The following is a 21,324-nucleotide window of genomic DNA, read 5'->3' as shown; positions in this document are numbered from 1 at the left end:
ATATATTGTTCTTAGAGAGATAAATAGGAGAAAAGAGAGTTAGGTTGCTGGATAAGTGCAACGTTTGCATTGCTCTTCTACTGCTGTGTTTGTTTTAAAGCCTTCAATAATTTTTAATGCCCTAGGAGAATTTAAGATTTCTTGCAAACTTTGGGTTTTTACATTTCCCAATTCAATCCCGCCATCACAATCAATACAACAAGGTACCACAACTCCATTTGCCAAGATTCCAATTTGAGAGAGGAGTCCATGGCATTTCTTTCTCACCTCTGTATTCCTGCTCTCTTCTTTTGCCCTCACCCATTTAAAGCTTTTGGTAAGAATTAAAAATACTTTATAAGCCAATCGCACTCTCTTTCTTTGCACTAAATCATTTTCTACACCAAAATGTCTCACCAATCTTTGAGCTAGAAGAGGGTTAAGTTTATCAGCATGCATACGTAAATTAATGTATGTCTGAGAGGAAAGTTCTTGATGAGTTGCGATAAGTTCTAAACACTCTTGCACGATTCTCTCTTGTGTCTGTTTGTTCAATACTTCTAAAGCACTTAATGAAATGCTTATTTGCTTAATAGGGGAGGAGAGGAGCAAGGATTTTTCAAATTTTGAAAGGTATACCCCACTTGTAACAATCTCAACATCTAAATTATAATTTTGCGCAATCTGCAAATATAAAGGAAAATTTGAAAGATAAAGAGGATCACCTAAAAGATGGAAGGTTACACTTTGAGTGAGTAAAGCTACCTCAGAACATACTCGCTCAAAAAGCTTCAATCCCATCTCCCCCCTTCTCCCTTTGGGAGCTGGACAAAAAGGACAAGAAAGTCCACAGAAATCACTAATTTCTATATAAGTGCGGATAAATCTCTTAGACATTGAAACGAAAATGCATGATATCACCATCTTTAACAATATACTCTTTACCCTCTACACGCATTGCTCCAGCCTCTTTAGCTTTGGCTTCTCCACCATATTTGATAAAATCCTCATAAGCAATGGTTTCTGCTCGAATAAAGCCTTTTTCAAAATCCTTATGAATCACCCCTGCTGCTACAGGAGCACTATCTCCACGATGGATTGTCCAAGCTCTTACTTCTTTTACTCCTGCAGTAAAGTAACTAATCAATCCAAGCTTCTCAAATCCTGTTTGGATAATTTGCTCTAAACCACTCATCTTGCAGCCCAAAGATTCTAAAAACTCAGTCCTCTCCACTTTATCCATTCCCACCATTTCTTCTTCTAATTTTGAACAAAGCTTAATCACTTCGCACCCATTCTGTCTTGCATACTCTTTGAGTGCCTTGACATAAGCGTTATCTTCTATAAGTCCTTCTTCTCCTACATTGGCTCCAAAGATTACTTCTTTATAGGTTAAAAATCTCAATTCTTTGTTGATCTGTAAAAACCCCTCATTCTCTTGATCTGCAAAAGTTCTAGCCGGTTTACCTTCTTCAAAATGCTCTTTTAAACATAAGGCAATATCAAGCATAGTCTTAGCATTTTTATCTGTCTTACTTTGACGCTCAAGTCGTTCGATTCGTTTTTGCAAGGTTTGTAAATCCGCAAACAAAAGCTCTAACTCAATAATTTCTACATCACTCACAGGATCTACTCTTCCTTCTACATGTGTGACATTCTCATCATCAAAGCATCTGACAATATGTAAAATCACATCTGTTTCTTTAATATTCCCTAAAAACTGATTCCCAAGTCCCTCACCTTTGCTTGCTCCTCGCACAAGTCCAGCAATATCTACAAATTCTACAACAGAGTGTTGAATTCTCTCAGGATGAACAATCTTTGCCAACTCATCAAGACGTTTATCAGGCACGGGCACCACAGCACGATTAGGCTCAATTGTGCAAAATGGATAGTTTGCCGCTTGGGCATTTTGGGTTTGACTCAATGCGTTAAAAGTTGTCGATTTTCCAACATTGGGCAATCCTACAATTCCAATTGAAAGTCCCATTACTTCTCCTCACACAAAGATAGAGCGAATTCAACACAAGCTCTCACTCCTGCACCACTTGCCCCATAAGGATTGATATCCCACTCTTTCTCTATATATGCTGGACCTGCGATATCAAGATGAAGCCATTTTTGCTCATTTTCTTTTCTAATAAATTCACCCAAAAACATTCCCGCACTAATCGCTCCACCATAGCGTGAAGAGGCAATATTACAAACATCTGCAATTTTTGAATCAATGAGTTTCTTAATGTGGGAATTAAAAGGCAGTTGTGCCACAAGTTCACCACTCTTAAGCGCTTCTCTCTCAAAAGAATTCTTTAATTCAGCATTATGTCCCATAATTCCAAAAGTATATTCTCCAAGTCCTACAACACACGCACCTGTCAAAGTTGCCAAATCAATTAAATAATCAGGCTTAAGGTCTTGGGCATAGCTAAGACAATCAATCAAAACAAGTCTTCCTTCTGCATCTGTATTTCTTACTTCAATACTTTTACCCTCTCGTGAGCTTAACACATCATCAGGCTTATAGGCATTCCCTCCAATCATATTCTCTACAGCCCCAATAATTGCATGCACCTCTAAGGGGAGCTTGAGTTTAGCAATTGCCAAGATGATGCCCAAAACTGCACAACCTCCACTTTTATCTGCTTTCATTGTAACCATAAAATCTGAAGGTTTTAGGCTTAAACCTCCACTATCATAGGTTAAACCCTTACCTACAAATACAAGCTTTGCTTTTGTATCTTCCCCCTTATAGCTAAGATGAATGACTTTTGGCTCTTGACTTGAAGCTTTTGAAACTGCAAGCAAAGAGTTCATGCCTTCTTTTTCAATCTCTCCTTTTGAGAGAATTTTGCATTCAATTCCAAGCTTTTGAGCTTCATCCCTACAACATTGAGCCAAGAAACTTGGCGTAGCCTTACAGGGTGGAGTATTCACCAAATCTCTAACTAAAGTTAAACTCTCATTTAAAACCTCTGCCTTTCTTAAAAGTTCTTTAGAGATATTGCTCAAATGCAATGTTTGTAGAGTCAAAGGTTTCTTCTCACTCTTATAGGCATCAAAGCAATAGGCTCCACTTAAAGCTCCAAGTAAGATTGCATAGTCTTCTTGTTCATTGCCAAGGGTTTGAATTTTTATACTCTTATATGTAAAATTTGTAAAAAATTTAATCGCTCTGCATGCAGCTTCACGTAAGAGATCACTTTGTTGCTTTGCAAGATTAATATAGAGGGTTTTACTTCCTTGGATAAAACACATCTCTTTGAAATTAAGCTCTTGTAATGTTTCTTTGTCTGCAAGCTTACTTATATCTTTATCCCATACCCATACCACAGAACAATCAGCTTGAATATTTTCAAAACTTTCTTTAAAAATTTCTATCTTCATCTTTTCTCCTTACTTTTTAGTTTTGTAGTGAAAATATGCCAAAATCCCTCCACCAAAAGCAATTGCTAATGGGATCAGTAAATAAGGATGAGTTTTAAACCATCCCAAAATATGCCAAACTACTCCTCCAAAATACCATACAAAGATAATCGTTATCCCTGCCCATACCCAAGCGCTTAAAAGATTGATGAATGCAAATTTAAAGGCATTGTAGCGAGTTAATCCAATGCTAACTGGGATAATCGTTCGCATTCCATACATATAACGCTGAATAAAAATAATAGGCCATCCATATTTCTTAAGCAACAAGTGAGCTAGGGCAAATTTTCTTCTTTGAGAGTGAAGCATTTTTCCCAAAGAACGTTTATTAAGCCTTCCAATATAAAAATAAATCTGATCTCCAACAAATCCTCCAAGTCCAGCAATAAAGATTGCTAAAAAAAGATTCATATGTCCATCATGACTTGCAAGTCCTGCGAAAATCAACCCAATCTCCCCTTCTAAAATGCTCCAACAAAACAAAATCAAATAGCCCCAAGTTCCTGCATGGTTATTCCAAAGCTCTATTAACCAAGCCTCCATCAATCAATCTCCAATATACTATACACCTTCACTCTTTTACTCAATTGTTGAGATCCATTTAAGGCAACAAGATCAAGCAAGAAACACGCTTCAACGCACTCTCCTCCAATTGCCTCAATTAATTCTACCCCAGCTCTAGCAGTCCCACCTGTAGCAATCAAATCATCAATAAGCACAACTCTTGCTCCTTTTTTATAACCAAAAGCATCAATATGAATTTCTACGCTATCTTCTCCATATTCAAGCGCATAACTTTTACAAATAGTTTTATAGGGGAGCTTTCCCTTTTTTCTAATAGGAACAAATCCTGCACCCACAGCATAAGCTAAAGCACTCCCAAAAATAAAGCCTCTTGATTCCAGTCCTACAATATAGTCAATATTCTGATTTTTATAGCGCTGACAAAGATGAGAGATAAACTCCGAAAAAACCTCTGCATTACCAATAAGAGTAGTAATATCTTTAAATAAGATTCCCTCTTTAGGGTAATTTGGAATCTCACGAATGCTTGAGAGTATTTTTTGCTTTAACATAGCTTATCCTTATAATAATGATTCAATTTTTTGTTCTAACTCTTTAATCCTTGCTTTATAGCGATCAGCCTCAATTTTATATTGAGAATTTCTTTGTTTGAGTGAACGAATATCACCCTTAAGAGCTGTGAGTTCTTGAGTAAGAATATCAATATCTCCCAAAGCTCTTTGGAGTTGGACTTGATGTTTTCTAATTAAAATTTCGGCATCTTGTAGAGTAAGTTTCATATTGACAGAATTTTTTTCTTCTCTTTGGGCAACTGAACGATAGTAAAAAGTTTTAATGACCATATAAAGTACAAAAATAATAAAGCCTGTGAGAAAAAACCACTGCCCCAATATTGACCAACTCATTGATCCATCTCCTCAATTTTGCAGATTCTTTGATAATGTCGTCCACCTTCAAACTCTGTATGAATAAAAGCCTCTAGGATTGATTCCATCTCTCCTAAACCACTAATTCTCTCACCCATACATAAAATATTTGCATCATTATGCGCACGTGTCATTTTTGCCATATATGCATCAGTGCAAAGTCCTGCACGGATACCTTTAAAACGATTGGCTGCAATACTCATTCCAATCCCACTTCCACAAACTAAAATCCCTCTTGAATCTGGATTTTTAAGTACCTGCACACAAACCTTTTTCGCAAAATCTGGATAATCTACTTTTTGTATTATATTTGGAGAAAGATCGATAAGTTCAATTCTATTTTTGGCAAAATACTCAACAATAAAATCCCTAGCATTCATTCCTGCATGATCTGTTCCTAAAAAATATTTCATTCCTCTCTCCTTATAATAAAAATCCTATGACAAAAAGTGCAGGATAAAGAATAAGATTATTTAATGGCGTAAAAAATACAATCAAAAGCACAAAAATCTGATAGGGTGCGAGAAAAGAATACAATCTTGCAAATAAATCACTTTGAAACTTCAATCCAATGTAGCTCAGAATACGTAACCCCTCATAAGGCAAAATTGGACAAAGTTTAATAAAGGCAAAAAAGATATTAAAAAGAATAATATATTGCAAAAAACTAGTGATTTGTGAATTGGGTGAAATATCTAAAAAAAGTGAAGAAAGAAATGCGATAAAAAAATGGAAAAAGATTCCAGAGCTTTCAAGTAAAATTGCCGAGTTAAATCCATAAGAAGAAATGACACGTGAGTAATCTACAAAAATATTTTTACTCCAACCAAACATAATGGGCGCTTGTAAGAGAATCATAATCGCAGGAAATAAACCACTTCCTATAGGATCAAAATAACGTGAGGGATTAAAACTTATTTTCGCTCCTGAGATGCTGCTTGTATCTACACAATCTTGTGCATAGCGATAAGCCACATACGCATACACAATTGCACAGCCCAAAATTGTAACAAGCAGTGCAAAATAACGTAAAAGAGCATCAATAAAATCAAAAGAATCAAACATTACCGCCCCTCCCTCATTTCACTCTCTAATTCCTCAACACTTTTAAATACCCTATTCCATCGCACTGTATATTTCCACCAATTTTCACTTTTTCCAAGCTCTATAGCCTCCTGCTGTGCTTCAACAGAATTTCCTAAATTAATAGAGAAATAAATAAGCCAAGGAGTTCCAATGATTCTGGAATAAGGCACACTCCCCCAATAGCGAGAATCAAGACTATTGTCACGATTATCTCCAATCATAAAAAACTCATCAGGAGCAATTTTTTTATAAAACACAATCTCTTCACCTCTATAAGTTTGATTAGGTTCAATAGCACTGCCATCAACCCCCATGGGCTTCATTGCAAAGCCTTGTCCTCCAAGCACTTTCCACTCTCTACCATCAAAGACAAGACTTGAAAGAGCTTCTTGGAATCTTAGATTATTAAGCGCATAATGGATTCCTGCATGCTCTTGCATATAAGGGTTTTTTACAAAAGTTTTTCCAAAAAATTGCTTAGTCTCAATGTTGGGAAAATGTTGTTTGATATAAAGATCTCCCTCGCTAGGACGCAAATAAAATCCATCATAAGCATAAATTACCTCATCTCCACCTATAGCAAAATTTCTCTTCACATAATAGGTTTTTTCAATATGAGGGGGAATAAAAACTACAATATCTCCTCTTTTTGGACGCTCCCCTTCAAAAATATGGCCATTCCCCTTAAAATCAGGAAGTACAGGAATTTCAAGCCAAGGGATTCTGGGTATAGGAATTCCATAAGAAAATTTTTTTACAAAAAGCATATCTCCTTCATACAATGTACTCACCATTGATCTTGAAGGGATGACAAAAGCTTGTGCAATAAAAAAAATGACAAAAGCAACAATAAGGATTGTTCCTGTCCAAGAAGATGAAAATCTATAAAGCTTTTTTAAAAATTCCATTTTTTACCTTTTATTTTAAAATTAGATTTTTCGTTTTGCGGATTTGAGTGTATTTTGAATCAATGAAGCAATTGTCATAGGCCCAACTCCCCCAGGAACAGGGGTAATAAAATCGCATTTTTGAGCAACATTTTCAAAATCCACATCACCTACAAGTCTTCCATCACTCAAACGATTAATTCCAATATCCACCACAATGGCATTCTCTTTAATCATATCTGCTGTGATGAGATTAGGTTTACCCACACCTACAAAAATAATATCCGCTATTTTTGTATAAACACAAACATCTTTTGTATCAATATGGCATACACTTACTGTTGCCCCAGCATTAAGAAGCAGGGTTGCCAAAGGCTTGCCTACGATATTACTTGCTCCAACAACTACGCAATCTTTTCCACGTAACTGGATTTGATACTCTTTTAATAAATGCATAATCCCCAAAGGAGTAGCGGGCACAAAACAATCAAGTCCCAAAGTCGCGCGTCCAACATTAAGCGCATGAAATCCATCAACATCTTTATTTGGATCAATTGCATCAAGAATCTTAGTGGCATTAATATGTTTGGGCAAAGGAAGTTGGACTAAGATTCCATCTATTTTATCATCTTCATTAAGTTTTGCAATTTTTGCAAGCAATCTATCTTCTTGTGTTTCTTCAGGCATTGCAAAAGTAAGCGTATTCATTCCCACGCGCTCACAAGCTCTTGATTTCATTTTGACATATGATGCACTTGCTGGATTATCTCCAACCAAAATCACGGCCAAAGTCGGATAAACAAATTTTGCATTAAGTTCTCGAACCTCTTTTTGAATCTGCTCTTCTAATTTGAAGGCAAGTGCCTTCCCATCAAGGAGTTTCATCTCTGTATCCCTTATATCCATTTGTGATATTTAATAAGCAAATATTATAGAATATATTTTCTCTGAATTAAATCCATTACCCCTAAATCTTTAGGAGGTTTCATTCTTTTTGCTTGAAATTCTTCAAAAAGTTGCTTTTCTGATAGAATAGCACATCTAAAAACCATTTTCATAAGGAAAACTGATGGGATTTGAAGATTTTTTTAAAAAAATCGGAATCAAAGGTTCAAATAAGTCATCTAAAGAAAGAGCCTCTAAAGACGAAGCTCCCAGTCATTGGGTCAAATGCCCAAACTGTAATGCAATTGTCTATTACAAAGAAGTTTTAGGACAAAATAATGTCTGTCCTAAATGCTCCTATCACTTTAAGATTAGTGCACAAGAGAGAATTGAATTGCTTTGTGATGAATTTATAGAATTTGATAAAAATTTAGCCCCCATAGATCCTCTCAATTTTGTTGACAAGAAAAGTTATAAGAAAAGAATTGAAGAAGGGGTTGCCAAGACTGGAAGAGCAAGTTCTGTGATCAGTGGTGAGGCAAAAATTCAAAATATTGGTGTTCAACTTGTTGTATTTGACTTTGCTTTTATGGGAGGAAGTTTAGGAAGTGTAGAAGGAGAGAAAATTTTACGCGCAATCAGACGAGCCATTGATCAAAAGCAAGCATTAATCATTGCTTCTACAAGTGGAGGAGCAAGAATGCAAGAATCAACCTATTCCCTTATGCAAATGGCTAAAACAAGTGCTGCACTTAATGTTTTAGCTGAACATAAACTTCCTTTTATCTCTTTGCTCACAGATCCAACTTTTGGTGGAGTAAGTGCAAGTTTTGCATTTCTAGGGGATGTCATTATTGCTGAACCTGGTGCTACAATTGGTTTTGCAGGTCCAAGAGTGATTAAACAAACAATTGGCACAGATTTGCCACAGGGTTTCCAAACAGCAGAATTCTTACTTGAACATGGACTGATTGATATGGTTATTGAAAGAAAACATCTTAAACAAACCCTCTATAACCTCATAAGAATCCTTAACCCTCACTATGAAAATCAATGTGTTCTCAATCGTTAAAAACGATCCATACCAAAGCCTCTACAATGAATTTATCAAACAATGCAGGGGTCTTGGGGCAAACTTAAATCTCAAGAATATTTTTAATCATCAAATTGCCAAAGCACAAAAAAATTTATCCAAAGAAGCCCAATCTTCTTATACTCAAGCTTTTAAGCCCTATCTTACATCTTGGAGTTTCTCACTTCATCCTCAGGGTAAAATACTTGATAGTTTTAAATTTGCCAAACTTTTTGAAGGGAGGCTTGAGGTCAATTTTTTTATTGGTGGGGCCTATGGATTTGATGAGGAATTTCTTTCTTTAACTCAACCCATTTCGCTCAGCCCCCTAACCTTTAGTCATAAAATTGTAAAAATTATTTTATGTGAACAAATCTATCGTGCATTAAGCATTAATGCTAATCATCCCTATCACAAGTAAGGAGTAAAAAATGAATAAAAAAATTTTAGAGAGATTTAAAAAGATTTTAGAGAAAAGAAAAGATATGATTCTTGCTCATATCAATACTGCCAATCACTCCATTGCTCAAATTCGAGAAGAATCCCTTATTGATCATGCAGATATCACTTCAGCAACTTCTCAAGAAATGCTCAACAATTCCTTGCTCATGCAGTATGAGACCGAACTTAAGCACATTGATCTCTCACTTGAACGTATTAAAAATAAAAGTTTTGGAATCTGCCAAATGTGTGGGGATGAGATTGATGAAGCACGACTAGAAATTAAACCTCATGCAAGATATTGTATCATTTGCCGTGAAATTTATGAGAAAAATCAAAAATAAGGAAGAAAAATGAAAGTCAAATATTATTTTGCATTTTTTATTGTTTTTATTATTATTTTTTGTGGAGGCTTTTATGCCCTTAATCCCGTATCTTCAAATATTACGCTTTCTATTTTTGGACATACAATCACTCAACATCCAGTCATTTGGATTGCTTTTTCGCTAAGTGTTTTCTTTCTTTTTACACTTTTATTCTTTGCAGGCAATTGGCTTTCAAATTTTGCAAATTCTTATCGCAATGATAAGGATTTTGATGATTTGCTCAATCAAATCTATACTCAAGCACTTTATAAAAAAGCTGAGCATTTTCACTTCAAAACTAAACACTATCAAACTCTCTCACAAATCCTTAAACGCTTTGATTTGCAAGCAAAACTTGACACCCAACCCTCCTCTTATGCAAAGATTGATGCTCTTTTTAATGCATTTACAGAAGTGCAAAAAGGTGGAATCTCCTCAATTAAGATTCCTGAAGAAAATGAGTTTTGGAATTTAAATGCAAAAAATACAATCCGATCAGATTATAAATTCGCTCAAAAAATCCTTGAGGGGGAATATGATGAAAGTCTTAAAATTTTGGCAATCCAAGAATTAGCGAAAAATAATCATTTAGGGGAAAAAACTCTTCATAAATTCCTTATCTCCTCTTCCACCCCCCTACTTGCAAGAACAATGTTAGACAGTCTTTTAGAGGCTGGTTATAAACTTCCACAAGAAGATATCAAAGCACTTTTACTCTCCTCAAATCTTTCCAATAAAGATTACCTTAAAAAACTCCAAATCTTTAAGACCCTCTTATCTCCTGATGAATGCATTGCTCTTTTTGAAAATTTAAGTATTCAAGATAAAGAAGCAAGAGAAGCTTATGTTTTTTTACTTCTTGATTTTTCAATGATGGAGAAAGCACAAGAATTTCTTAGAGATAATGAAGATCTTATCTTGGCACAAGTCTTTATCGATCTCAAAAAAATAGGAAAAAACTACTCTTTAGAGAAATTTTTTTAGTAGGGGATAAAGGATTGGACAAGGTACTTCAAGGCGCACTCAAATTTCAAGAAAAAGATTTTTTAGAACATAAAGAACTTTATGAGAAACTTAAAAAAACTCAAAATCCTGATACACTTTTTATTGGTTGCGCGGATTCAAGGGTCGTGCCTAGCCGTATTACAGGCACACTCCCTGGAGAACTTTTTGTTGTGCGAAATGTGGGGAATATTATTCCCCCCTTTACAAATAAAAACGACTCTTATCTCTCTACAACCTCTGCAATTGAATATGCCGTAGTTGTGCTTAAGGTTACAAATATTATTGTTTGTGGACATAGTAATTGTGGAGCCTGTCAGGCTCTTTATGACAATAATCTTGGACAAAACACCAAACATCTTCAAAAATGGATTGAACTTTTAAAGCCTGTTAAAGAGCAGGTTGCTCTTCTCTCTCCTAAAACTAAAGCTAAACGCACTTGGCTAACAGAACAAATTAATATTGAAGTGCAAATTAATAATTTACTTACTTATCCTTTTGTTAAAGAGAAAATTAATACTGGGGAGCTTAAGATTTTTGGTTGGTATTATATAATTGAGAGTGGAGAGATTATGAATTATGACTTAAAAAGCAAAGAATTTAGAGTAATCCAAAAAACAAAGGAGAAAGAATGATATTAATGAGTGGACCTTGTGTAATAGAAAGCTATGATAATTTAGCCAAAATTGCCTCAATGCTAGAACCTATTGCAAATCATCCAAAAATTGATTTTTATTTTAAATCAAGCTTTGATAAAGCCAATCGCACAAGCTTAGATAGCTATCGAGGGCCAGGACTTCAAGAGGGATTAAAAATCCTAGAGAAAATCAAAAATGAATTTGGATACAAACTCATTACTGATATTCACGAAAGTCATCAGGCTCAAGCTTTGGCACAAGTTGTGGATGTGATTCAGATCCCTGCTTTTCTCTGCCGTCAAACTGACCTTATTGTTGCAGTTGCACAGACAAAACAAATTATCAACATCAAAAAAGGGCAATTTATGAGTCCTAAAGATATGAAATACAGTGTGCTCAAAGCGATAAAAACTCGGGGGGGAAATAGTGCAAACTATGAAGAGAGTCAAAAATATGGAATCTGGCTTACTGAGAGGGGAAGCACTTTTGGATATGGAAATCTTGTGGTTGATATGAGAAGCTTAGAGATTATGAGGGAGTTTGCACCTGTTATTTTTGATGCAACACACAGTGTGCAAATGCCTGGGGCTGGAGATGGAAAAAGTGGGGGAGACAGTCGTTTTGTTCCTACACTCGCAAGAGCTGCAGCTGCTGTAGGTGTAGATGGATTTTTTATGGAAACACATTTTGATCCAAGCATTGCTTTAAGTGATGGACCCAATATGATTAAAACTCAAAAAATCCAAACTCTTGTTAACCAACTTTTGATAATAGAAGAAACATTAAAACAAGGATAAACAATGCAAGTTATTGAAGGAAAACTTAAGCTAGAAGGAAATGAGAAGATTGCAATTCTCTCTAGCCGTTTTAACCATATCATTACAGATCGATTAATTGAAGGGGCAAAGGATTGTTTTTTACGACACGGAGGAGAAGAGGATAAACTCTCATTAATCCTCGCTCCTGGTGCATATGAGATTCCTTTTGTTCTTCAAAGACTTCTTGCAAGCAAAGTTTATGATGGAGTCTGCTGTGTAGGAGCAATTATTCGCGGTGGAACCCCACATTTTGACTATGTTTCAGCAGAAGCAACTAAGGGGATTGCAAATATGGCATTACAATACAACCAAGCTGTAAGTTTTGGTGTGCTTACAACCGACAATATAGAACAAGCGATTGAGCGTGCAGGAAGTAAGGCTGGAAATAAAGGTTTTGAAGCAATGAGCTCGGTCATTGAACTCATCAATCTCTACAAAACTCTAAAGGTATAAAATGGCAACACGAACACAGGCTAGGGAAGCAGTAGTGAGTTTACTTTATGCATATGACAGCGGGAATCAAGAAATTACTACACTAGCACCTGAAATTCTTGATGAAAAAAAGATCAAGAATAAACAACAAGAATTTGCCCTCTCTCTTTTTAATGGTACACTCAAGGAGCTTTGCAATGTGGATGAACGAATTAGCGAACATCTTAAAGAATGGGATATACAAAGAATTGGAGGGATTGAGAGAGCAATTTTAAGACTTGGTGTTTATGAGCTCTGTTTTACTCCTATAGATGCTCCAATCGTTATTAATGAAGCCATTGAACTTGCCAAGCTTTATGGAAGTGACAATGCTCCAAGATTTATCAATGGTGTTTTGGATGCAATTATAAAGGAGGAAAAATAATGCAGCTTTGCATTGCGCTTGATATGAGTTCAAAGAATGAAAATCTTGCCTTACTCAAAGTATTACAAGAATTTAATTTATGGGTAAAAATTGGATTAAGAAGTTTTATTCGTGATGGAAAAGAATTTTTAAAAGAAATTAAAGCCATTAATCCTAATTTTAAAATTTTTCTTGATCTTAAACTCTATGATATCCCCAATACAATGGCAACTGCAACAAGCGAATGCATTGCTTTAGGGGTAGATATGCTGACAATTCATGCAAGTTCAGGAATTGAGGGAATGCAAGCAGTGAGTGCAGTGGCAAAAGATAGCTCACTTCTTGTATTCGCGGTTACAGCTCTCACAAGCTTTGAAGACAATACTTTTGTTCCTATTTACAATACTCCTATTGCTTTACATACCAAGACCTTGGCACTTTTAGCACAAGAGGGGGGATGCAATGGCGTAGTCTGCTCTGCCCATGAAAGCAAAGAAATTAAAGCTTGCACCTCACTTCTCACACTCACTCCAGGTATTCGTTTTAATGACAATCTAGCCCAAGATCAAAAACGTATTGCCACTCCAAAGAGTGCAAAAGAAGCAAACGCTGATTTCATTGTTGTAGGTCGTCCGATTTATCAAGCCCAAAATCCAAAATCCATTGTAGAAAAAATTTACAAAGAGATTCAATGAAATCCCCAATCATTTTAAAAACCACCCAAGAGTTACTAGACTGGAGAAAAGAGATCAAGAATTCTCTTGGTTTTGTCCCTACAATGGGGGCATTACATGCAGGACATCTGAGCCTATTGAAAGCTTCAATAGCCAAAAACTCCCACACCCTACTCTCAATCTTTGTTAATCCCACACAATTTGGAGGCAATGAAGATTTTGACAAATACCCTAGAACCTTACAAGCAGATATTATGTTGGCTAAAGGAGTAGACGCGATCTTTGCCCCAGAGATTTCTGAAATTTATTGCGGGGATGAGGAAACCACTCTTAATCCTCCAAAATCTATGGCAAATGTTTATGAGGGGTTTCATAGAAGGGGACATTTTGAGGGGGTTTTACAAATTGTACTCAAGCTCTTCAATCTTATTCGCCCCAATTATGCATACTTTGGACAAAAAGATGCCCAACAACTTCTTATCCTGCAAAAAATGGTCAAAGATTTTTTCTTACCTCTAGAGATTATTCCCTGCCCCATTGTACGAGATTATGATGGATTGGCATTAAGCTCAAGAAATATTTATCTTTCAAAGAATGAACGTGCTTTAGCACTTAAAATTCCTCAAACACTCCAAAAAATTTTTTCTCTCATCTCTCAAGGAGAAGATGATGTACAAACGCTTTATCATGTTGGAATCAGTGAGCTCGAGGGGATAGAAGTGGATTATTTGGCATTTTGTGATCACTCACTTAAGCCACTTAAACAAATTCTTCCCTCTCAAACCCTTGTCCTACTGACTTGCAAAGTAGGAAATACACGACTATTGGATAACTTATGGATATGAAAAAAACTTCTATGGCATTTTTGGCCTCTTGTTTAACTCTTAGTACATATGACAATATTGACGAAGCCCTTAAGAATGGGATTGCAAAAGGAGATGTAGGATTTTTTACAGATTACTATGATCCTTTTGCAACTCATATTGCAAATGATTTTGAAATGAAAGATGAGAGCTATGTAGCCTTAACTATGGGATTGCAGTATCGCTCAGCCTTCTATAAGAATATGCGACTTTCTGTAGGTTTTAGAGCCGCTTATCCTTTATGGCAATGGCATAAAGGTGATATCAATCTTGATTTTGATAGCTCTAATCCTATTTTGCTTAATAATACATTTTTGGAATATTTTGATGGAGATACCAGTGTCAAAATAGGAAGATTCTTTCTTGAAAATGAATGGACTTGCAACCAAGTTGATGGATTTTGGGTAAGAAATGCTTCATTAGAAAATCTACTTTTAGAAATGTATTGGATTAATGCCTATGGTGATGTCACCTCTACCTTAATGTCAGCTTTCACTCGTTATAACCCAAATTGGAGTGGCCTTACCCACGCAGCAGCAAAATACAATTTCACAATAAAGGACTGGATGCTTTGGGCAAAGCTTTATACAGGATTTGCTTATTCTGTCAATTATATATTAGGGGGAGGAACAGGTCTTGAGTATAAATTTGGTGAAAGCAAACTTGGTCTATCACTTAATACTGCAGGAAGTTTTGAGTTTAGCAATGGGGAAAGTGGAGGAAATGGTGTAGATTTTAATATGGAATTTTATGTAGAGGGAGGGGGCATTAAATTTAATCTTGGCTATATCCAAACAGGCAAAGAGGTTGGCTGGGGAAGCTTAGATCGTATCAATAACACTATTTCTCCTCTTGGAGTGGAAAATGTTTTGGATTCTTCTTATGCACTCAACACAAGTGTAATTTATACAGGAATCAGTGGTGAATTTAATGAAGTAATTCTTGGAATACTTTATGGCGTAGGACTTTTTACTTCCCCCCTTGTAGGAGGAAGACATATACAAAATGAAGTTAATCTTGCACTTGAAGTTAATTTCACTAACAATGTCACAATGTTTGCCAATTTCTATAATACTCATCTTGGCAATGATGCGATTCCCAATGTCATTCAAGTACAAGGAGGACTTACACTCTCCTTCTAATCTTTGCCCCTCTTTTTTGAAATCTTCAAAAATATAACGATTATCATATACAAAATGATAATCGTTATTATTTTATTGACAGAAAACAAAAAAATAAGTAAAATTTGTAGTTTAACATCTTCAAAAAAGGGTAAAGGGTAAAATGACAAAACATATCACCATTGTTCTTGCAGGACAGCCAAATGTAGGGAAAAGCTCCATTATTAACAAAATGAGTGGATCTAATCTTAAGGTAGGAAATTTTACAGGTGTTACTGTAGAAAAGGCTTATTCAAGCTTTGAATATGAAGATTATTCTATTACAATTATTGACCTTCCTGGAACCTATTCACTCAATCAATACTCGCAAGAAGAAAAAATTACTCAAGACTTTTTACTTAATGAAAAATATGACATTATTCTTAACATCGTAGATTCTACAAACTTGGAGCGAAATCTTGCACTAACAGCACAAATTCTTGAACTTGATAAAAAAACAATTGTTGCCCTTAATATGAATGATGAAGCACAAAAAGAGGGGATCGAAATTGATGAAAAACAGCTTTCAAATATTTTGGGTGTCCCTGCAATTAAGGTAACCTCGTCTAATGCATCCGATATGCAAACGCTCCTAGAAGCAATCATTAATCTTCATAAAAGACCTTTTTGTCCTTCAAAACGGACCTATTCTGAATGTATAGAAGAAGAAATCAAAATCTTAAGTGATCATTTCTATACCAAACAATACCCTAGTGTTCAACAGCTCCTCAAAGATGGGGTAGTCATTAACTATCGCAAACTTGCCATCTCTCTTTTACAGCAAAATGAAGACATCTATCAAATGCTTAGCACAAAACCTTGTTGGGTTGAGATTGCGCCTGTTTTAAATCAAAGCATTGCTCGTATTTGTAAAATTTTAGAAGATGAAAATTTAAGAAATATTTTTAAACTTGAACATTATGCCTATGCCAAAGGAGCAAGCTTAGAGGTTCAAAAGCAAAAACCTCGGCCCACTGATCGAACTCAAAAGATAGACAGTATTTTGCTTAACAAATATTTAGGTATCCCTATTTTCCTCTTTTTCATGTGGCTTTTATTCCAAGCTACTTTTACTTTGGGTGCAATTCCAAAAGATTGGATTGATGCGCAATTGAGCGATCTTAGCGATTTTGCTAGAAACTATATTCCCTCTGAAGCCCTTGCATCCTTAATCTGTGATGGAATTATTGGTGGAGTAGGCGCGGTGCTTAGCTTCTTGCCTGATATTTTAATTCTTTTCCTTGGGATTGTAATTTTAGAGGGAACTGGATATATGGCAAGAATTGCATTCTTGCTTGATGGACTATTCCATCGTTTTGGATTGCATGGAAAGAGCTTTATCCCCCTTGTAACTGGTTTTGGATGCAGTTTACCAGCATTTATGAGCACAAGAATGCTCAAAAATCGTGGAGATAAAATGCTCACGCTCTTTATCATCAATTTTATGAGTTGTGGAGCTAGGCTTCCTGTATATGTGCTATTCATCAATGCATTTTTCCCACAAGAGCAATCTGGAAATATCCTTTTTGCCATTTATATCTTTGGTGCATTAGTGGGGCTTGTGATGGCAAAGATTCTTAAACTCACTGCCTTTAAAGGGGTGGATGAGCCCTTTGTTATGGAAATGCCCAAATATCGCTTTCCTTCTTTAAAACTCATTGCCTATAGTGTATGGAATAAGGCAAAAATGTATATTAAAAAAGCTGGAACCTTTATCTTGGCCGCTTCAATGCTTATTTGGTTTTCCACTCAATATCCAAAACATCCTGAAATTGAAGAAAGATTTGATACCCAAATCAGCATACTTGAAGAAAAAGGTGGAAATGAAGAGGAAATTGTCAAACTTCAAAATGACAAAAACTCTCTTTTACTAGAAAAAAGTTATTTAGGATACTTTGGGGAAGCAATTTCGCCATTTTTTGCACCATTTGGTTTTGATTGGAAGCTCTCAGTTGCTATTGTTAGTGGGCTCGCTGCAAAAGAAACAATGATTTCTACGCTAGGAGTACTCTACTCTCTTGGGGAAGATTTAGATGAAGAAAGCCAATCACTCCGAGATACACTAGCTAAGCAGATCTCTATTCCTACAGCTGTCGCCTTTATTCTTTTTGTTATGTTTTATAACCCTTGCTTGGCTGCAACCGTAGTCTTTGGTAAAGAGGCTGGAGGGAAAAAATATATCCTTTATCTCTTCTTGCTCACAACACTTGTTGCCTATATTTTTTCACTTCTTGGTTTTTATACAACAAAACTCTTTATTTAATTTTGATGGGTTTTATCCATCAAAATTAGATTTTTATCTTTTAAGCACCTATTTGATAGTAAAATATAAGCTTTTTAATCCATCAAAATAAGGTTATATATGTTTGGAATGGGATTCTTTGAGATCTGTATGGTTTTAATCGTAGCAGTCATCTTCCTTGGTCCAGAAAAACTCCCTAAAGCAATGGTTGATTTGGCAAAATTCTTTAAGGCTGTTAAAAAAACAATGGATGAAGCAAAATCTAGCCTTGATGAAGAACTTAAGATTGAGGAACTTAAACAAGAAGCCTTAGAGTATAAAAATACTTTCACACAAGGCATTGATAATCTCAAAAAAGATAGCGGTCTTGATGATTTCCACTCTATTCTTGATGACACTCCCACACTCAAAACTCAAGAAAAAGCTACCCTGCAAAATGAGCTTAACGCGCAAAGTCTTAAAGATAAAGAACAAACTATAAAAGAGCAAAACCCTATCCCTCTCTCCTCTACGCAAGAAGTTGGATATAAAAAGGAGCAATAATGCTAGAAGATTTTAAGCCCCATATTCAGGAACTTCGAAAACGTCTTATCATTTCCTTTAGTGTTCTTGGTATTGTTTTTATGATTTGTTTCTCCTTTTGGGAGCATATTTTTATGGTAATTAAAGAACCCATTGAGCTTGCCTTTGCTCAAGATATCAAAGGCGAACTTGTCCAACTCTCTCCTGCCGAAGGCGTTTTTACGGCAATGAAAGTGAGCTTTTTAAGTGCTATTGTCATCTCTCTACCTGTCATTTTCTGGCAAATATGGCTTTTCATCGCACCAGGATTGTATAAACATGAAAAGATGATTGTCATTCCTTTTGTGCTATTTGCCACAATTATGTTCTCGCTAGGCGCAGGTTTTGCTTATTTTGTTGTTTTTCCTTTCATCATCAAATACATTCTAACATTTGGAAATGCACAATTTAGCTCAAGTATTAGCGTAGAGAGTTATGTAACTTTTTTTACGCGTCTTATTCTAGGCTTTGGCCTAGCCTTTGAGCTTCCTGTGATTAGCTATTTTCTTGGAAAAGTAGGATTAATTACAGATGCAACACTTAAAAGCTTTTTTAAATATGCAATTGTTATTATCTTTATTCTTGCGGCTATCCTTACTCCTCCAGATATCCTCTCTCAATTCCTTATGGCAATCCCATTAATTGGGCTTTATGGACTTTCAATCCTAATTTTAATTTTTGTCAATCCTGCCAAAGAGGAGGAGAGGGAGGAGTAATGTCTGACCTTTATTTGCAGAACTATGACTATATTCTTCCTCCAGAAAGGATTGCCACCTTTCCCGCTTCTCCAAGAGAGAGTGCGAAGCTTTTGGTGTATTTACGCCAAGAAGATAGAGTGATTCATAGTGATTTTTTTCACTTTTATGATTTTTTACCCAAAGATTATCTTGTTGTTTTAAATAACACAAAAGTGATTAAGGCAAGAATGTTTGGGCATAAAATCTTAGAGGAATCGATAGGAAAAAAGGTGAAAATGGGGGGAAAAGTAGAAGTACTTTATCATCGTTACCTTAAAGATGTAGAATTTTTAGTTCAGATTAAAGGACGAGTAAAAGTAGGAACACTTATCTCTCTTTCCCATAATTTTACTCTTGAGGTTTTAAGGCTTTTAGATAATGGTTTTAGGGTGGTGAGATTTTACGATCATCACTCTTTGCTTGGGATAAATGAGGTTCTTACTCGAGTGCAAGAAATTGGCCATATTCCCCTACCTCCTTATATTAAGAGAGAGGATCAAGGCAGTGATGAGAGTGAATATCAAAGCGTTTTTGCCCAAAAACTTGGTGCGGTTGCTGCCCCTACAGCCTCCCTACACTTTAGCGATATCTCTTATCTTAAATCTCATTATGAGCATTGTTTTTTGACTTTGCATGTTGGGGCTGGAACATTTTTAAGTGTTGAGAGTGAAAACATTACACATCATCAAATTCATACGGAATCTTTTGAGATTTCCCGCTCTTCTTGGGAAAAAATTTGTAATGCAAAACACACCCTCTGCGTTGGAACCACTTCTGCAAGAGTAGTAGAGTATCTCTATCGCAATCCTTTAGAATTTAAAGAGGAAATCTATAAAGGAGAATGCAATCTTTTTTTACATCCCCTTAATCCCCCCCAAAAACTTGATGCACTTCTGACTAATTTTCACCTACCCAAATCCACACTTATTATGCTTGTGAGCTCACTGGTAGGAAGACAGAAGTGTTTGGAACTCTATGATTTAGCCATTAAAAATCATTATCGATTTTACTCCTATGGTGATGGGATGCTGATCTTATGAATCCAAAACTCCTCCAATATGCCTCTTCGCTTTTAAAATGGAATCAAACCCATAATCTTAGTGGGGCTAAAACCATACAAGAGATCAACTCTCATATCCAAAATTGTCTCTTTCCTTTGGAATTTATCGCCCCCTTCTCTCATGCAATCGATATTGGTTCTGGCGCAGGGTTTCCTGCTATTCCTCTTGCGATTCTCCTCCCTCAAAGTCAATTCTCTCTCACAGAGCCAAGAAAAAAACGTGCAAGTTTTTTAAAAATACTTTGCATTGAGCTTGAACTTCATAATGTTAAGGTTTATCCCTCTCTTATTCAAGATGCCCCCATTAAAGATAGGGCCGATTTGATCACAAGCAAAGCTGTGGCTTCTACCTCTACACTCCTAGAGCTTGCCAAGCCTTTTATTGCACCTAATGGTGCATATCTTTTTTACAAAGGTTCTAATCTTTTCAATGAGGGGGAGGAAATCAAAGAAGAGGAAATTTATCGCTCTACTGGAGAACAAATTTATTTTTATCGGAGGTGCATATGCTAAAAACTGTGATGATATTGGCAATCCTAGCTTTAGTTATTTGGTTTTTCTTCATTAAAAAGCGTCCAAGCAAAAAGGGAGAAGAAACAATGGTGGAATGTAAGGAGTGCGGAACTTTTGTGACACAAAAAGAATGTATTTATAGCAATGGAGCTTATTACTGCTCTTATAAATGTCTCAAAAAGGGGGAATAATGAAAATTTTTGGCTTCCCTCCCATTACTTGCCCGACTTTTAAAAAAATCAACTCAATTAAAGAGGTGCAAAATACAAGTGCAAAAGATATACTTTATTTCCCACAAATCCTATCTCATAGTCTAGATCTTGGAGCATTTTTACAAGAAAATCATACACAATATGCCGTGCAGATACAAGATGTCCAAGGCTTTATCCTCTTTGCCAATCTCGGTGCAAAATATGCTTTAATCGCACAAGATCCTTTGGTGTATCAAACTTTGGCAAAGGAATATGTACTTGATATTGAAGTGCTTAAAATCATTACTTCCCAAGAAGAGATTCAAACCTATGCACTCAAAGGAATTGATGGGGTTGTATTCAAAAATCTTCTTGCAGAAAAATAAGAAATATTTTTATTATTAAACTTTGCCCTATAATGATGCCCAAATTAATCAAAAG

The 21,324-nt window shown here is 35.8% G+C and carries 28 protein-coding genes; 18 read left to right on the top strand and 10 right to left on the bottom strand.

Going from position 1 to position 21,324, the window contains the following annotated elements; translation table 11 throughout:
- Positions 1 to 39: 39 nt before the first annotated feature.
- The 10 genes from CQA62_RS01830 to folD form a co-directional block, all read right to left on the bottom strand.
- Complete coding sequence (locus tag CQA62_RS01830; RefSeq protein ID WP_164752728.1) at positions 40 to 780, bottom strand: SPASM domain-containing protein; 741 nt, start codon at positions 778 to 780, stop codon at positions 40 to 42.
- 88 nt (positions 781 to 868) lie between these two features.
- Positions 869 to 1,969, bottom strand: coding sequence for a redox-regulated ATPase YchF (ychF, locus tag CQA62_RS01825; protein WP_104724182.1), 1,101 nt, complete (start codon positions 1,967 to 1,969; stop codon positions 869 to 871).
- Positions 1,969 to 3,363 (bottom strand): leucyl aminopeptidase, encoded by a 1,395-nt coding sequence (locus tag CQA62_RS01820; RefSeq protein ID WP_104724180.1) that lies wholly within the window; start codon positions 3,361 to 3,363, stop codon positions 1,969 to 1,971. Before CQA62_RS01820 ends, ychF begins: the two co-directional genes overlap by 1 nt.
- A 9-nt stretch (positions 3,364 to 3,372) precedes the next feature.
- Positions 3,373 to 3,945, bottom strand: coding sequence for a DedA family protein (locus CQA62_RS01815; protein WP_104724178.1), 573 nt, complete (start codon positions 3,943 to 3,945; stop codon positions 3,373 to 3,375).
- Positions 3,945 to 4,478: an adenine phosphoribosyltransferase gene (gene apt / locus CQA62_RS01810; protein WP_104724176.1), complete on the bottom strand. Its 534-nt coding sequence runs from the start codon at positions 4,476 to 4,478 to the stop codon at positions 3,945 to 3,947. The genes CQA62_RS01815 and apt overlap by 1 nt, the downstream gene beginning before the upstream one ends.
- 9 nt (positions 4,479 to 4,487) lie before the next feature.
- The gene (locus tag CQA62_RS01805) at positions 4,488 to 4,820 is read right to left on the bottom strand and encodes a hypothetical protein (RefSeq protein ID WP_197720409.1); all 333 of its coding nucleotides are present in this window, start codon (positions 4,818 to 4,820) and stop codon (positions 4,488 to 4,490) included.
- 8 nt (positions 4,821 to 4,828) lie between these two features.
- Positions 4,829 to 5,266 carry a ribose 5-phosphate isomerase B gene (rpiB, locus tag CQA62_RS01800; RefSeq protein WP_104724172.1) on the bottom strand — a complete coding sequence of 146 codons (438 nt, stop codon included), beginning with the start codon at positions 5,264 to 5,266 and terminating at the stop codon, positions 4,829 to 4,831.
- A 10-nt stretch (positions 5,267 to 5,276) separates the two neighbouring features.
- Entirely contained in the window at positions 5,277 to 5,918 is a 642-nt protein-coding gene (locus CQA62_RS01795) for a zinc metalloprotease (RefSeq protein ID WP_104724170.1), read from the bottom strand.
- Positions 5,918 to 6,847, bottom strand: a complete 930-nt coding sequence (lepB, locus tag CQA62_RS01790) for a signal peptidase I (protein WP_104724168.1) — start codon at positions 6,845 to 6,847, stop codon at positions 5,918 to 5,920. Before lepB ends, CQA62_RS01795 begins: the two co-directional genes overlap by 1 nt.
- A 21-nt stretch (positions 6,848 to 6,868) precedes the next feature.
- Positions 6,869 to 7,711, bottom strand: a complete 843-nt coding sequence (gene folD, locus CQA62_RS01785; protein ID WP_104724166.1) for a bifunctional methylenetetrahydrofolate dehydrogenase/methenyltetrahydrofolate cyclohydrolase FolD — start codon at positions 7,709 to 7,711, stop codon at positions 6,869 to 6,871.
- A 184-nt stretch (positions 7,712 to 7,895) separates the two neighbouring features.
- Here folD and accD point away from each other — a divergent pair, with 184 nt between their 5' ends.
- From accD to CQA62_RS01695, 18 genes are all read left to right on the top strand, one after another.
- The gene (gene accD / locus CQA62_RS01780; RefSeq protein ID WP_104724164.1) at positions 7,896 to 8,783 is read left to right on the top strand and encodes an acetyl-CoA carboxylase, carboxyltransferase subunit beta; all 888 of its coding nucleotides are present in this window, start codon (positions 7,896 to 7,898) and stop codon (positions 8,781 to 8,783) included.
- A complete protein-coding gene (locus CQA62_RS01775; protein WP_104724162.1) occupies positions 8,755 to 9,204 on the top strand; it encodes a 23S rRNA (pseudouridine(1915)-N(3))-methyltransferase RlmH in 450 nt (149 codons plus the stop codon). The genes accD and CQA62_RS01775 overlap by 29 nt, the downstream gene beginning before the upstream one ends.
- Before the next feature lie 10 nt (positions 9,205 to 9,214).
- A complete protein-coding gene (dksA, locus tag CQA62_RS01770) occupies positions 9,215 to 9,568 on the top strand; it encodes an RNA polymerase-binding protein DksA (RefSeq protein WP_104724160.1) in 354 nt (117 codons plus the stop codon).
- Positions 9,569 to 9,577: 9 nt separating this feature from the next.
- A complete protein-coding gene (locus CQA62_RS01765; protein ID WP_104724158.1) occupies positions 9,578 to 10,573 on the top strand; it encodes a hypothetical protein in 996 nt (331 codons plus the stop codon).
- A gap of 14 nt (positions 10,574 to 10,587) precedes the next feature.
- On the top strand, positions 10,588 to 11,226 hold the full coding sequence (locus tag CQA62_RS01760; RefSeq protein WP_104724156.1) for a carbonic anhydrase: 639 nt from the start codon (positions 10,588 to 10,590) through the stop codon (positions 11,224 to 11,226).
- Positions 11,223 to 12,026, top strand: coding sequence for a 3-deoxy-8-phosphooctulonate synthase (kdsA, locus tag CQA62_RS01755; RefSeq protein ID WP_104724154.1), 804 nt, complete (start codon positions 11,223 to 11,225; stop codon positions 12,024 to 12,026). Before CQA62_RS01760 ends, kdsA begins: the two co-directional genes overlap by 4 nt.
- A gap of 3 nt (positions 12,027 to 12,029) precedes the next feature.
- Positions 12,030 to 12,500 (top strand): 6,7-dimethyl-8-ribityllumazine synthase, encoded by a 471-nt coding sequence (gene ribH, locus CQA62_RS01750; protein ID WP_104724152.1) that lies wholly within the window; start codon positions 12,030 to 12,032, stop codon positions 12,498 to 12,500.
- Between the two features lies 1 nt (position 12,501).
- Complete coding sequence (gene nusB / locus CQA62_RS01745) at positions 12,502 to 12,903, top strand: transcription antitermination factor NusB (RefSeq protein WP_104724150.1); 402 nt, start codon at positions 12,502 to 12,504, stop codon at positions 12,901 to 12,903.
- Positions 12,903 to 13,577: an orotidine-5'-phosphate decarboxylase gene (pyrF, locus tag CQA62_RS01740; RefSeq protein WP_104724148.1), complete on the top strand. Its 675-nt coding sequence runs from the start codon at positions 12,903 to 12,905 to the stop codon at positions 13,575 to 13,577. Before nusB ends, pyrF begins: the two co-directional genes overlap by 1 nt.
- Entirely contained in the window at positions 13,574 to 14,401 is an 828-nt protein-coding gene (gene panC / locus CQA62_RS01735; protein WP_104724146.1) for a pantoate--beta-alanine ligase, read from the top strand. The genes pyrF and panC overlap by 4 nt, the downstream gene beginning before the upstream one ends.
- Positions 14,392 to 15,561 carry a hypothetical protein gene (locus tag CQA62_RS01730; RefSeq protein ID WP_115585104.1) on the top strand — a complete coding sequence of 390 codons (1,170 nt, stop codon included), beginning with the start codon at positions 14,392 to 14,394 and terminating at the stop codon, positions 15,559 to 15,561. Before panC ends, CQA62_RS01730 begins: the two co-directional genes overlap by 10 nt.
- A gap of 142 nt (positions 15,562 to 15,703) precedes the next feature.
- Positions 15,704 to 17,842, top strand: a complete 2,139-nt coding sequence (feoB, locus tag CQA62_RS01725; RefSeq protein WP_104724142.1) for a ferrous iron transport protein B — start codon at positions 15,704 to 15,706, stop codon at positions 17,840 to 17,842.
- A gap of 99 nt (positions 17,843 to 17,941) precedes the next feature.
- Entirely contained in the window at positions 17,942 to 18,364 is a 423-nt protein-coding gene (gene tatB / locus CQA62_RS07065) for a Sec-independent protein translocase protein TatB (RefSeq protein ID WP_104724140.1), read from the top strand.
- Positions 18,364 to 19,098, top strand: a complete 735-nt coding sequence (gene tatC / locus CQA62_RS01715) for a twin-arginine translocase subunit TatC (RefSeq protein WP_104724138.1) — start codon at positions 18,364 to 18,366, stop codon at positions 19,096 to 19,098. Before tatB ends, tatC begins: the two co-directional genes overlap by 1 nt.
- Positions 19,098 to 20,159, top strand: a complete 1,062-nt coding sequence (gene queA / locus CQA62_RS01710) for a tRNA preQ1(34) S-adenosylmethionine ribosyltransferase-isomerase QueA (RefSeq protein ID WP_104724136.1) — start codon at positions 19,098 to 19,100, stop codon at positions 20,157 to 20,159. Before tatC ends, queA begins: the two co-directional genes overlap by 1 nt.
- Positions 20,156 to 20,692, top strand: coding sequence for a 16S rRNA (guanine(527)-N(7))-methyltransferase RsmG (gene rsmG / locus CQA62_RS01705; protein ID WP_104724134.1), 537 nt, complete (start codon positions 20,156 to 20,158; stop codon positions 20,690 to 20,692). Before queA ends, rsmG begins: the two co-directional genes overlap by 4 nt.
- Positions 20,686 to 20,883: a PP0621 family protein gene (locus CQA62_RS01700; protein ID WP_104724132.1), complete on the top strand. Its 198-nt coding sequence runs from the start codon at positions 20,686 to 20,688 to the stop codon at positions 20,881 to 20,883. Before rsmG ends, CQA62_RS01700 begins: the two co-directional genes overlap by 7 nt.
- Positions 20,883 to 21,269: a hypothetical protein gene (locus CQA62_RS01695; RefSeq protein WP_104724130.1), complete on the top strand. Its 387-nt coding sequence runs from the start codon at positions 20,883 to 20,885 to the stop codon at positions 21,267 to 21,269. Before CQA62_RS01700 ends, CQA62_RS01695 begins: the two co-directional genes overlap by 1 nt.
- Positions 21,270 to 21,324 lie beyond the last annotated feature (55 nt).

The organism is Helicobacter cholecystus (assembly GCF_003364215.1).
In the GTDB taxonomy this organism is placed as follows: domain Bacteria; phylum Campylobacterota; class Campylobacteria; order Campylobacterales; family Helicobacteraceae; genus Helicobacter_G; species Helicobacter_G cholecystus.
The sequence above is the reverse complement of the archived record's forward strand: the minus strand, read 5'-3'. Positions and strand labels throughout refer to the sequence as shown.